This is a genomic window from Rothia sp. LK2492 (genome assembly GCF_040946345.1).
In the GTDB taxonomy this organism is placed as follows: domain Bacteria; phylum Actinomycetota; class Actinomycetes; order Actinomycetales; family Micrococcaceae; genus Rothia; species Rothia endophytica.
This window is the reverse complement of record NZ_JAYWLX010000003.1, coordinates 298,468-310,212: the sequence shown is the minus strand read 5'-3', so window position 1 is coordinate 310,212 and position 11,745 is coordinate 298,468. Positions and strand designations below refer to the sequence as shown.

The 11,745-nt window shown below is 53.9% G+C and carries 13 protein-coding genes and 2 tRNA genes; 3 read left to right on the top strand and 12 right to left on the bottom strand.

The genetic code is table 11. The features are described from left to right. From clpX to VVR27_RS05350, 9 genes are all read right to left on the bottom strand, one after another. Nucleotides 1–1,287 (bottom strand): ATP-dependent Clp protease ATP-binding subunit ClpX, encoded by a 1,287-nt coding sequence (clpX, locus tag VVR27_RS05390; protein ID WP_368547403.1) that lies wholly within the window; start codon nt 1,285–1,287, stop codon nt 1–3. A 233-nt stretch (nt 1,288–1,520) separates the two neighbouring features. Then, a complete protein-coding gene (locus VVR27_RS05385) occupies nt 1,521–2,198 on the bottom strand; it encodes an ATP-dependent Clp protease proteolytic subunit (RefSeq protein WP_368547401.1) in 678 nt (225 codons plus the stop codon). Nucleotides 2,199–2,230: 32 nt separating this feature from the next. Then, nucleotides 2,231–2,854: an ATP-dependent Clp protease proteolytic subunit gene (locus VVR27_RS05380; RefSeq protein WP_272879286.1), complete on the bottom strand. Its 624-nt coding sequence runs from the start codon at nt 2,852–2,854 to the stop codon at nt 2,231–2,233. Nucleotides 2,855–3,037: 183 nt separating this feature from the next. After that, nucleotides 3,038–3,793: an ABC transporter ATP-binding protein gene (locus VVR27_RS05375; RefSeq protein ID WP_251378869.1), complete on the bottom strand. Its 756-nt coding sequence runs from the start codon at nt 3,791–3,793 to the stop codon at nt 3,038–3,040. After that, on the bottom strand, nt 3,790–4,854 hold the full coding sequence (locus tag VVR27_RS05370; protein WP_368547399.1) for an iron chelate uptake ABC transporter family permease subunit: 1,065 nt from the start codon (nt 4,852–4,854) through the stop codon (nt 3,790–3,792). Before VVR27_RS05370 ends, VVR27_RS05375 begins: the two co-directional genes overlap by 4 nt. Next, nucleotides 4,847–5,836, bottom strand: coding sequence for an ABC transporter permease (locus tag VVR27_RS05365; protein ID WP_368547397.1), 990 nt, complete (start codon nt 5,834–5,836; stop codon nt 4,847–4,849). Before VVR27_RS05365 ends, VVR27_RS05370 begins: the two co-directional genes overlap by 8 nt. A 77-nt stretch (nt 5,837–5,913) precedes the next feature. Beyond that, entirely contained in the window at nt 5,914–6,918 is a 1,005-nt protein-coding gene (locus tag VVR27_RS05360) for a siderophore ABC transporter substrate-binding protein (protein WP_368547395.1), read from the bottom strand. A gap of 222 nt (nt 6,919–7,140) precedes the next feature. Beyond that, a complete protein-coding gene (gene tig / locus VVR27_RS05355; RefSeq protein WP_368547393.1) occupies nt 7,141–8,448 on the bottom strand; it encodes a trigger factor in 1,308 nt (435 codons plus the stop codon). Nucleotides 8,449–8,567: 119 nt separating this feature from the next. Beyond that, nucleotides 8,568–8,642 (bottom strand) — tRNA-Pro (locus VVR27_RS05350). A gap of 188 nt (nt 8,643–8,830) precedes the next feature. Here VVR27_RS05350 and VVR27_RS05345 point away from each other — a divergent pair. Next, nucleotides 8,831–8,904, top strand: a tRNA-Gly gene (locus VVR27_RS05345). A 102-nt stretch (nt 8,905–9,006) separates the two neighbouring features. Here the strand turns inward: VVR27_RS05345 and VVR27_RS05340 are convergent. Then, a complete protein-coding gene (locus tag VVR27_RS05340) occupies nt 9,007–9,249 on the bottom strand; it encodes a hypothetical protein (RefSeq protein WP_368547391.1) in 243 nt (80 codons plus the stop codon). Between VVR27_RS05340 and VVR27_RS05335 the strand changes: the two genes are divergently transcribed. Together VVR27_RS05335 and VVR27_RS05330 are read left to right on the top strand one after the other, a co-directional pair. Next, nucleotides 9,244–9,537, top strand: coding sequence for a hypothetical protein (locus VVR27_RS05335; RefSeq protein ID WP_368547389.1), 294 nt, complete (start codon nt 9,244–9,246; stop codon nt 9,535–9,537). The two genes, VVR27_RS05340 and VVR27_RS05335, sit on opposite strands and share 6 nt — an antisense overlap. 80 nt (nt 9,538–9,617) lie before the next feature. Next, nucleotides 9,618–10,268, top strand: coding sequence for a hypothetical protein (locus VVR27_RS05330; protein WP_368547387.1), 651 nt, complete (start codon nt 9,618–9,620; stop codon nt 10,266–10,268). 29 nt (nt 10,269–10,297) lie between these two features. Here VVR27_RS05330 and VVR27_RS05325 read toward each other — a convergent pair whose 3' ends face one another. Next, nucleotides 10,298–11,179 (bottom strand): Fpg/Nei family DNA glycosylase, encoded by an 882-nt coding sequence (locus VVR27_RS05325; RefSeq protein ID WP_368547385.1) that lies wholly within the window; start codon nt 11,177–11,179, stop codon nt 10,298–10,300. 20 nt (nt 11,180–11,199) lie between these two features. Next, complete coding sequence (locus VVR27_RS05320) at nt 11,200–11,688, bottom strand: ribose-5-phosphate isomerase (protein ID WP_368547383.1); 489 nt, start codon at nt 11,686–11,688, stop codon at nt 11,200–11,202. Nucleotides 11,689–11,745 lie beyond the last annotated feature (57 nt).

Below are 11,745 nucleotides of genomic sequence, written 5' to 3'. Positions count from 1 at the left end.
TTAGGCAGATTTTTTCTCAACATCTTTTTCGACCACCAGAATGGGGTCCTTCTCCCCCAGCACCACCGCTTCATCAATGATGACAGCGGTGACATCCTGACGGCTGGGAATATCAAACATGACCGGCTGCAAGAGGTTCTCCATAATGGAACGCAGTCCGCGAGCGCCAGTATCCCTTGCAGTTGCCTGACGAGCGATAGCCTCAATGGCGGCGTCCTCAAAAATCAGCTCAACGTCATCGAGGGCAAACATGCGCCTGTACTGCTTGGCCAGTGCGTTCTTGGGTTGAGTCAGAATGGCCACCAGGTCTTCTTCAGTCAGTTTGCCTAGGGTGGCAAGTACCGGGAGGCGGCCAATGAATTCTGGGATTAGCCCAAACTTAAGGAGATCCTCGGGCATCAGCTTAGTGAGGATGTCTGAATCCTTGGAGGCTTGTTCGATGGAAGCTCCAAAGCCAATCCCCTTACGGCCGACGCGTCCGCCTACTATCTCTTCGATACCGGCAAAAGCGCCAGCCACGATAAAGAGAATGTTTGAAGTATTAATGCGCAGGAGCTCTTGCTGTGGGTGCTTACGGCCACCCTGGGGCGGAACAGAAGCCTCGGTGCCTTCAAGAATTTTCAGCAGCGCCTGCTGTACGCCCTCACCTGAAACGTCACGAGTGATAGAGGGATTATCTGCCTTACGCGAGATTTTATCAATCTCATCGATGTAGATAATGCCGCGCTGCGCTTTCTCAATATCACCGTCAGCAGCCTGAATAAGTTTAAGCAGAATGTTCTCGACATCCTCACCTACATAGCCCGCCTCCGTTAACGAGGTCGCATCAGCAACAGCGAAAGGAACGTCAAGTTTTTTAGCCAGGGTCTGAGCCAGGTAGGTCTTCCCTGAGCCAGTAGGTCCAACTAAGAGAATATTAGACTTAGCGATTTCAACATCTTCACCTTCAGTGGCAAGGATTTCTTGCGCATCAAAGGCAGGGGCACTCTGGGCGCGGATTCGCTTGTAGTGGTTGTAAACAGCTACAGATAGAGCCCTCTTCGCAGCCTCTTGCCCAATAACATATTCCTGTAAGTGGTCAAAAATTTCGCGAGGTGTTGGCAACTCTACCGTGGTGCCTAGGTCTTTGACCTCGGCCAACTCTTCTTCGAGGATTTCGTTGCACAGTTCAATGCACTCATCGCAGATGTAGATATTCGGGCCAGCGATGAGCTTTCGCACCTGTCGCTGGTTCTTACCGCAAAATGAGCATTTAGGAAGTGTCGCACTGTCGCCGAGACGCGCCATCGAACTCCGCCTTTCCTCGTGTACATCACTCTTAATCTACCCCTTAATGTGGATAGACCCAAGACTGCTGACACCGTTGCAATATTACGTTTAGATGAAGATAAGTGAATGACCTCGTAACCCCACCCCATAGGTTTTGTACTTGCCCTAAAAAGGGTGCCGCCTACCGGTTACCCGACCAATGTTGGTGGGTGCGGTAGGCGGCGTCCTGGCCACTGAGAAGCTATGAGTTCTTAGTCGTGCTTCTTAGCGGTGTTGAACGTGGGCTTTACTGCTTTGCGGGATTCGAGCACCTGGTCAACAATGCCAAACTCCTTAGCCGCTGAAGCCGTGAGGATATGGTCGCGCTCAATAATTTTGTCGACCTCTTCAAAGGTCTTGTTGGAGTGCAGTGCAAGAGTTTCTGAAGTCCACTCACGCATGCGCATCACTTCATTAGCGTGAATTTCAATGTCAGACGCCTGGCCACCCTGCTGACCTGAAAGAGCAGGCTGGTGAATGAGCACGCGAGCGTTGGGAAGTGCCAGACGCTTGCCAGGGGTACCCGCAGCCAGCAGAACTGACGCGGCAGAAGCGGCCTGACCCAGGCAAACGGTCTGGATTTCAGGGCGGATGTACTGCATGGTGTCGTAAATAGCGGTCATCGCGGTGAAGGAACCACCGGGTGAGTTGATATAAAGGGTAATGTCGCGGTCAGGGTCCTGTGACTCCAGAACCAGCAGCTGGGCCATAATATCGTCAGCTGACGCGTCATCCACCTGTACACCCAAGAAGATAATGCGGTCCTCAAACAGCTTTGCGTAGGGATCCTGGCGCTTGTAGCCGTAGGGGGTGCGCTCTTCAAAGTTAGGCAACACGTATCGGTCGGTGGGCATACCGGCAGGCGCGGTAGATGAGGGAAGGTGAATCATTGGTGTTCTCCTGAAAAAACTAAAGTTGCCGGTTACTGATCGGTGGCGCTGGTGGCGGGGCCGATGCGGTCAAGAATCTTGTCGAAGAAGCCGTATTCCAGGCCCTCTTCAGCGGTGAACCAGTTGTCGCGGTCATTATCGCGCAGGATGGTCTCTAGACTCTGACCGGTGCGCTCAGCAGTAATCTGTGAAAGGCGCTTCTTCATGTCAAGAATGAGCTGGGCCTGAGTACGGATATCAGATGCTGTACCACCAATGCCGCCGGAGGGCTGGTGCATGAGAATGCGGGCGTTGGGGGTTGAGTAGCGCTTACCGGGAGCTCCTGCGGTCAGCAGGAACTGGCCCATGGAAGCAGCCATACCAGTGACAACGGTGACCACATCATTGGGAATCAGCTGCATGGTGTCGTAGATAGCCATGCCAGCGGTGACTGAACCACCGGGTGAGTTGATGTAAAGGTAGATATCAGCTTCTGGATCTTCTGCCGAAAGCAAGAGAAGCTGTGAACAGATGCGGTTGGCATTATCGTCACGCACCTCTGATCCTAGCCAGATAATACGTTCCTTGAGCAAACGGTTGTAGACGTAATCGTCCTGGCCGCCCATGGGTGTTTCCATCACCGGTGCCTGCGTCGCTGCGGGAAGGTTGAATGACATACAGTCAGCTCCTCAATCGGGTCAGGTGCCGGGTGGGCACCAAAGATTTTCTTGACATTCAGGTTATCGCTAAAAACGCCGCCTCGAGGGGTAAAAGGGCCTCAGTTCGCTGATGGCATGTAGCGGCACCTTTTGTGACCGCTCTAGGCGAACAAACATACCCAGCGACACCCTGCATCCCCTCTAGTGGTAGCAGGCGATGGGGCCGCTAGGACCCTGGAGAACCTCGATTTCCGTGTTGAAGATTTCGGTCAGTAACTCCGGTTGCATGATTTCTCCGACCGTGCCAAAAGCAGCTAGTTTGCCGTCCTTAATGGCGCAGATGTGGTCGGCGTAGCGGGCGGCAAAGTTAATATCGTGAAGCACCACGATAATGGTTCTGCCAAATTCTCGGGCAGCTGCCTGCAAGTGCTTCATCATTTGCACCGAGTGCGAGATATCGAGGTTATTGAGCGGTTCATCCAGCAGCACGTATTCTGTTTCCTGGCAGAGCACCATGGCTACGTAGGCACGTTGACGCTGACCTCCGGAGAGCTCTTCCAGGTAACGGTGCTCTAGTTGAGTGAGGTTCAGGAAGTCGATGTAGCGCGAGATGATTTCTTCATCCTGCCGGGTCAGGCGCCCTTTGCTGTAGGGGAAGCGGCCAAACCCTACGAGCTGACGCACGGTGAGTTTGGTGACGTAATGATTTTCCTGCCGCAGGATGGAGAGAACCTTAGCTAGGTCTTTTGATTTAGTGGAGGCAATGTCAAAAGAGCCGACGGTGATGGTGCCGGTTTCAATATCGAGGAGGCGGCCCATCATGGTAAGAAGGGTGGATTTGCCCGCGCCGTTGGGGCCCACCAGGGCGGTGATGCCCCCGGCTGGGATGCTGAGATCAACGGGCCCGATACTGGTTTCTGATGAGTAGGATTTGGCGACCTGCTCGAGGGTGATCACAGTTTGCCCTTTCTGAGGATAATGATGAGGAAGGCAATACCGCCGACCAGTTCGATGATGATACCTACAACACCCTGAGCTGAGAAGATGTGGTTCATGATGAAGTAAGCAGCTGCCAGGGTGGCGAAGGCAAGCAGGACAGACATGGGGAAAAGATAACGGTGATCAAAGGTGTCTGCTGCCTGGTAGGTCATCGTAGCCACCAGGAAACCCAGGAATGTAAGGGGGCCTACGAGGGCTGTAGAAACTGCCATGAGCACAGAGACCAGGACAAGAACCACAATTGCTTGGCGGCGATAGGAAATCCCAAGATTGGTTGCCGCAGGGGCACCTAAACTGAGGGCATTGAGGGTGCGGGATTTTGCCCAGAGAATCAGGACGCTGACCAACACCAGTGGAACAGCGATGGGGTAATACTCGGGTTCAGCGTTATTGACCGAAGCAAAGAGGCGGGCAGTGAGCACATCGAATTCGCTGGGGGTCAGCATTCGCTGCATGAAGGTTGATACCGAGCCAAGCCCGCCCCCAATAACAACTCCTACCAGAAGCATGACGTGCATATTGGCGTGTTTACCGGTCAGCAACCAGGAGTAGATCAACAGGCTGAGGGCTACCATCATGATGATTTGGAAGATGAAGGTATCCAGCGTCCGAGCAGCAACCAGCCCTGTAACCCCTGCAAAATAGACGGTAGCTGTGTGAATAGCAGTGTAAAGAGCCTGGAAGCCCAGGATGCCTGGAGTGATGATGCGGTTGTTGGTCACCGTCTGAAAGGCAATGGTTGCTACTGCCTGGCAGACGGCTGCTATTCCCATGGCAATGAGTGCGTTGCCGCGGCGTTCGGCAATTAACCACCATTTCTGGCTCCCCGTTTCAAACGGGTTTTTATAGGCGAGTAAACCAAAGGCAGCTATTACAGCAATGACCCCGAGTACGGCCAGAATAATCCAATAGCGGCGAGCTGCACCGAGGGTTTTAAAGGCGCCAGCACTGCGGTAAGACTTGGGCGCTGATAAAGATCGGACGGCTAGCAAGCGGCGCGTGGCAGGTTTCTTATACACGTCGGCGCCCCCTCATAATTAGGAAGATAAAGACCAGAGCACCAACAATGCCCAAGATGACAGAGACAGGTATCTCGAAGGGGGCGATGATAAGACGGCCAACGAGATCACAGACAGTAACCACACCAACGCCGGTCAGTGCCACCCAGCGGAGGTTTGAGCGAAGGTCATCTCCACGAAAGATGCTGACCATGTTGGGCACGATTAGCCCAAGGAAAGGCAGAGAACCAACAACAACTGTCACCACTCCGGTGGCTACCGCAATGAGTACGGTACCAATTAGCATGATGCGGGCGTAGTTGAGCCCAACGTTGGTGGCGAATTCTTCCCCTAGGCCGGCAGCCGTCAGCCGGTCCGCATACAAAAAGATAACCGCTACCACGGCAAGGACTATCCACAAGACCTCGTACTGACCGCGGATTACCGAGGTGAAGCTGCCGGCGAACCAGACACCCAGGTTCTGCAAAAGGTTGGTCTGCAAGGCAAAGAAGGTTGAGACCGAGCTGACCACCGCACCCAGCATTATTCCCACGATCGGCACGATGAGAGAAGAACGTAGCGAAACCCTGCGTAGAAAGAGGAAGAAGACCATAGAACCGATAAAGGCAAAGAAAACCGCAGCCATCATCTGCTGTAACACCGTGGACGCCGGGAAGAAAAAGAGCATAAAAAGTAGCCCCAGCCCTGCCCATTCAGTGGTGCCCGTGGTAGTTGGCTCCACAAATTTATTTTGAGTGAGCATCTGCATGACCAGCCCGCTCATAGCCATAGCTGCCCCTGCCAGTACCAGCGCAATCGTGCGCGGTATACGGGTATTGGCAAACATCTGGGATCCATCAGACTTGCCAAAAATGTCATACTCCCCCGTTAGCAATGAGACCGCGAGCAGAGCAAGAACGACCAGTAGGCCAATCAGCAATTTAGTATCAAAAAGTGGCGCTCGGGTGCTTTTAGTTCGGTTACTAGTTATCGTCGTCGTCATAAATGCCTCAAGGAGTCACCCCGCACGCTCGATGGGGGTGACTCCTTTTTTCATGGGTCTAGGGCTGAAACTGCCTACTAAGCCGCTTCAAACTTATCTGCAATATCGTTGAGAATCTCGGTGTAAGTGATGATTGATTCGTTGGTGTAGGTGTCCTGAGGAGCGTACTGCACATTGCCCTTGCTCACCGCTGTCACATTAGCAAGTGCAGCATTCGCGGCAATCACATCGGTTGCAGGTTCTGCACTTTCGGTGCTGCTCACCCCGGCGTCGCGGTCCAGCACGAAGAGCCAGTCCGGGTTGGCCTCAGCGATTGCTTCAACAGAGATGTCATCACCCTGGTGGTTATCACTGGAATCAGTTACTTCAAGAGCTGGCTTGAGGTCAAGGAGGTCAAAAATTGGGCCGTAGGTGCGGCCCTTACTGGGGGCGATGAAACCGATTTCTCCACCGGAAACATTAACTGCCATGACCGTTGATTCGCCGTCGTAAGCATCCTTAGCGCGCTTGAGTGCAGCATCAAAATCAGCAACCAGCTGCTCAGCTTCAGCCTGCTTGCCAAAAACTTCACCCAGAGTAGTGACCTGACGCTTAAGTTCAGCATCTAATGGCTCACCCTCTCGGGGCTCTAGCTCAATAATAGCCGCCTGGGGGTTGAGAGTTTTGATGTCTTCGTAGTGGTCGGTAAAACGCTGACCGTTGATAATGAGATCCGGCTCTTCAGCAGCCAGCAATTCAAGATTGGGCTCGCGATGAGTTCCGATATCGGTAATATCTGGGTCGTTTTTATAGTTTTCAACCGTTGAAGGAATAAGGGGAACCGGAGCAGCTACAAGGTCAACACCCCAGGCATCAAGCACTTCGAACGTCCTGTTGTCAGTGGAAGCCACTTTTTGCACGGGCTGAGACACAGTCACCTCACCGTAATTATCATTAATGGTGACCTCCTGAGCGGTTTGAGCTGAAGAACTTGCAGAAGTATCAGCCGATGATTCAGAAGAGGCTGTATTAGCGCCGCAGCCAGCCAGCGCCAGGGCTAGCACTGTGGTGACTGCAATGAGAGAGAAAGAGTTCTGCTTCACGTAGGTTTCCTTGTGGTGTTTTTATCAGGACCAGGCCCACCCCATCATCGAAGTAAGTCCTACCTTACCCTACAAGTAAGGTATACCTATTTCAAACACAAAATCCCCTTTACGTCATAATTTTGTAACCTAATCAATTATCGCGCCGGTTTGATGAAAAAACGCCCCCACCCGATGTAGCGGTGGGGGCGTTTTTTTGTTAGCTTGAAGCGCTAGGCGGGACTACTCAGCGGAAGCAGCCTCTTCGTTCTGACCCAGGAATGAGGTCAGGTCAACAGCCTTGCCGTCGGCGTCCTTAACCTCAGCCTTGGCGAGAACTGCAGCCAGAGCCTTTGAACGGCGAACCTCGCCGACAATCATGCCGGACTGGCCGGAACCATCCAGCATCTGAGCGAACTGGTTGGGGTCCATGCCATACTGCTGTGACATGGTGATGATGTAGTCAATGAGTTCTGACTGCTCAGCGGATACATCTTCCTTCTCAGCAATAGCATCAAGGATGATTTCGTTCTTGAAAGCCGTAATGGTATTTTCGCGAACCTCAGCGCGGTGCTCTTCGCTGTCGTGGTCGTCCTCTGAACCGGGAGCGCTGAAGTGCTGCTCCACCTGCTCATCAATAACCTTCTCAGGCACGGGAATCTCGACAAGCTCAACCAGAGCTTCCAGAACCTTGTCGCGAGCCTCTGAGCCCTGCTCAGCAACCTTTGACTCTGCGGCCTGCTTAGCCAAGTCAGCCTTCAGCTCATCAATAGTGTCAAACTCTGATGCCAACTGAGCGAAGTCGTCGTCTGCCTTGGGCAGTTCACGTTCCTTAACAGCGGAGACCTTAACCTTGACGGTTGCTTCCTCCCCGGCGTGCTCGCCGCCGGCCAGCTTGGTGGTGAAAGTAGCGTCTTCGTCAGCGGAGAGACCCAGAACAGCTTCATCCAAGCCATCTAGCATGGTGCCTGAGCCAACCTGGTAGGACAGGTCGTTGGCAGCGTCAACCTCTTCACCGTCAATTTCAGCAGCGATGTTGATGGTCAGGAAGTCATCGTTAGCGGCGGGGCGCTCAACGGTCTTGAGGGTGCCGAAGCGACCGCGCAGGGCATCCAGTGCCTGCTTTTCGTCGTCCTCTGAGACCTCTACGTTTGCAACCTCAACCTTGATACCTTCATAGGAGGGGAGCTCAATTTCGGGGCGAACGGCGACCTCGATGGCTAGCTTGAGGTCAGCTTCGCGAGCATCCTCTTCAGGCTTGGAAATGATATCCAGCTCAGGCTGAGCCAAGGGGGTCAGTTCGTTCTCGGCTAGAGCCTGTGAGTAGTAGCTGTTCAGCGCCTCGTTCAGTGCGTTTTCAACGATGAAATCGAAGCCTGCACGCTGCTCGATGAGAGCCTTGGGGGTCTTGCCCTTACGGAAGCCGGGAACATTAATCTGTCCTGCCAGGGTCTTGTAAGCGCGGTCAAGGTAAGGCTTGAACTCAGCGAAGGGGACCTCGACCTCAATCTTTGCGAGGGTCGGGTTGATCTTCTCGACGGCAGTCTTCACGTCCGTTGATCTCCTGATAATTGATGGGACCACAGCTCGGGTTTGAGCGGTGATATATCTTGGTTTGCGGGAATAAAGCAAAAGACCCGCCGTTTCCGGCGGGTCTCGCGTTATTCACGTCGGGGTGACAGGATTCGAACCTGCGATCTCCTGCTCCCAAAGCAGGCGCGCTAGCCAAGCTACGCCACACCCCGTTTTGCACGGAAGCAAATATGAGTTTACCTGTTCACCGCAGTTTTACCTAACCCAGGTTTTGGTTATGCTCTCAGCGTGTCTTCCAATCGGTCAATCACGCCCCTTAAACCAACACCATCAGCATTTGACATGTAGCCCAAATGCGTGTTTACTTGAACAAGTCCTTGGAGGATACAACTGAATATTCGGGGATGTAGCTTAATGGTAAAGCCTCAGTCTTCCAAACTGATTACGCGGGTTCGATTCCCGTCATCCCCTCCACATAAGACCCGGTAGCTGTAACGCTTACCGGGTCTTTTTGCCTTTTAGAACAAGGCACTTGAGCGGTAGGCGAAGATGCGCCCCTACCGCTTGAGGGGGCACTTAGTGGTTTCGGAAACGGCGCGGTACTTCTGCGGCACCCAAAGACAGCATCAGCCGGTTAGCCCAGTTAAAGAAGGCAGCAGCGTTAATGATGTCAATCATGTCACCGGTCTCTAGCCCTAATGCCTTCAGCTGATGCACATGGCGCTGCTCGAACTCGATGGGGGTGCGAGTCAGGGCAACGGTAGTATCACGGATAGCATTCCAGTCAGTGGGGATGTACTGGTTGATGCTTGGATGCACAAGCCTAACGCACTGCGCACCGATGACCCTTTGCTCGCTTCACTTTCACCCAGAATGCGCGCTTTTGCTGGTACGGGCTCCCCTGAAACCGACCCCGCTACACGTTTACTGGTTAACCCTGCTGGTGAGCTTGATCCGCGTGTCCTGCTCATTGGAATACCTACCGGTGGTCAGCATCCGGATACAACGATTTCCCCCATGCCTGGCACGGATCCTCTCTTTCTACAAGAAACTGATAAGGCAGCCCAAAGCATCCTCAAGATTATTGGTGAGCAAGAGCAGGGTTAGGGGTAACCCTCGAACTCTACAGGGTTACGGAAGAGGATAGACTGTTGCTCATCAGGCATACCACCCAGCAAAGGTTTCCCATGTCGCACCTGAAGCAACGTCTACCTTTCCTAACACTTATTCCCCTACTGCTTTTTGGCTGCTCTCAGGCTCCTCAGAGCGAGGTAACAGAATCAGCCACCTCAGCTCCCAGCCAGACCGTTAACATCACGGTTACCCCCACTCCTACGGTTGTGGAGACCCCCGAAGCAGAGCACGGTGAGCAGACAAGCGTTAAGACTCCCTCACCCACAGCAGACCCTACCGCCCCTGCCCAAGATGGCTACACCATTGATCCTGCCAGTATCGCCACCACCGAGCTCGTCACGGGAGACCCTGCATTAACGGACGCTTACATCTACGCTGAAGCCGATCAGCCAGCACTTGTCTTTCAAACACCTGACCCTCAGGTTGCCTGCCTCATGCAACCCTACGGGGTCTTCTGCATGACTGATGATTCACTGAACTGGGTCTTACTCAGTGTTTCCATGAAACCCGGGGATGAAGCCCCGCGCTCTATCCAAGCTCAGGGGCGAGCTGCTACCCACCCCTGGTTCAACACTGAAAACGTTCTGCCCGAGGGGCAGTCTTTGAGCTGGATGGGTATGACCTGCACCAGTACCGGGGCGATGAGTGTGCAGTGTCACGATGGCACGCACGGCTTCAACCTCAGTGATGCGAACGGGCGATAAGCCAGCATTTTGGCTGTAGACCTGCTCCTTTAGACCTGGCAGCCGGGGCACCAGTAGAGTTTGCGGGCCGCGACTTCTTGCCGTCGAATAGTCGCACCGCAGCGGGGGCAGGCTTGACCCTGGCGCCGGTAGACATAGTTAGCGCGCTCAGGCCAGGCGGCCTCTTCACTGACACCAGGGCGGTCCTCCGCTTCGGTGGTGATGATTCTGCCCACGCGCACACCAATCTCAAGAAGATGCCGGTTATCAAGCCAGAGGGCCTCAAGCTCATCCGCTGAACATTCCTTACCCGGTTTAAAAGGATCAACCTTGCATCGATAAAGGGACTCGGCTCTGAAGATATTGCCTACCCCCGAAATAGCTTTCTGGTCCATGAGCACCACGCCGATGGGGCGGGAGGTTTTGGCAGCTGCAGCATAAAAGAGGTGCGGGTCAGCGTCTTGGTTAAGAGGGTCAGGCCCCAGTTTGCTCCGTACCTGGCGTACCTCATTATGAGTGAGCGTTCGGCAAACCGTTGGCCCTACCAAATCAGCCCACCCGTGATCGCTGACCAACCTGGCACGGGTAGTTGCGCGAGGTTCAGGTGGTTGTGCGCTAAACTCATCGGTCTGGTGGATTTCTTTTTCACCAATTTTGCGTGGCGCCCCGATCGAGGAAGCCCCTGTAAAGAACTCATCGCCGCCGAAGCTAAAAGCGCCGTAGATCCCCAAGTGGACGTTGAGGTAAAGCTCGTTGTCAAAGCCCACAAAGAGGTGCTTCCCGTGGGCAAAGGCATGTGTGATACGGTGCCCATCTAGTAACTGGGCACCCTCAGTAAACCTGCCCTGAGGGCTGCTCACCGTGACGCTCTGCCCCGCAAAAACATCATTGAATTGACGGGCCAAACGATGGATAGAGTGCCCCTCAGGCATATTTGGATTCCCCTTGAGCTCTAGCGGTTGATGGTTTTACCGGCAATGTAGCCAGTTGCCTCAAACTCCAACATCTGGTTGATGCGACGAGCATGACGTTCTTCGTTGGTCCATTCGGTGGTGAGGAAGGTCTTGATAATCTCCAGAGCCTCTTCCTTGGTGTGCTGACGGCCGCCCACAGCAACCACCTGAGCATTATTATGTTCACGGGCCAGTGCAGCAGTGTCATGGTTCCATGCCAGCGCAGCCCTGATTCCCTGCACCTTGTTAGCGGCCATCTGCTCACCGTTGCCCGAGCCTCCCAGTACGATGCCTAGGGAGTCCCGGCCAGCGTCGCGGTCTGCCCTTACCGCCAGAGCTGCATTGATGCAGAAACTGGGGTAGTCATCTAGAGCATCGTATTCTTCGGGGCCGTGATCAATCATGTCGTAGCCAGCAGCTGATAGTTCCTTGATGAGGAAGTGGCTCAATTCAAGACCAGCATGGTCTGTTGCAATGTGGACGCGCATGGTGTACTCCGTTTAGATGGTTTAGCTAACAAGCGACCTGCCTGCACCAGCGTGAAG

Coding starts and splice junctions, on each gene's coding strand:
- VVR27_RS05365 (WP_368547397.1), bottom strand. CDS start 5,836: ATGACGACGACGATAACTAGTAACCGAACTAAAAGCACCCGAGCGCCA.
- VVR27_RS05335 (WP_368547389.1), top strand. CDS start 9,244: ATGCACAAGCCTAACGCACTGCGCACCGATGACCCTTTGCTCGCTTCA.
- clpX (WP_368547403.1), bottom strand. CDS start 1,287: ATGGCGCGTCTCGGCGACAGTGCGACACTTCCTAAATGCTCATTTTGC.
- VVR27_RS05380 (WP_272879286.1), bottom strand. CDS start 2,854: ATGTCATTCAACCTTCCCGCAGCGACGCAGGCACCGGTGATGGAAACA.
- VVR27_RS05320 (WP_368547383.1), bottom strand. CDS start 11,688: ATGCGCGTCCACATTGCAACAGACCATGCTGGTCTTGAATTGAGCCAC.
- VVR27_RS05385 (WP_368547401.1), bottom strand. CDS start 2,198: ATGATTCACCTTCCCTCATCTACCGCGCCTGCCGGTATGCCCACCGAC.
- VVR27_RS05330 (WP_368547387.1), top strand. CDS start 9,618: ATGTCGCACCTGAAGCAACGTCTACCTTTCCTAACACTTATTCCCCTA.
- VVR27_RS05325 (WP_368547385.1), bottom strand. CDS start 11,179: ATGCCTGAGGGGCACTCTATCCATCGTTTGGCCCGTCAATTCAATGAT.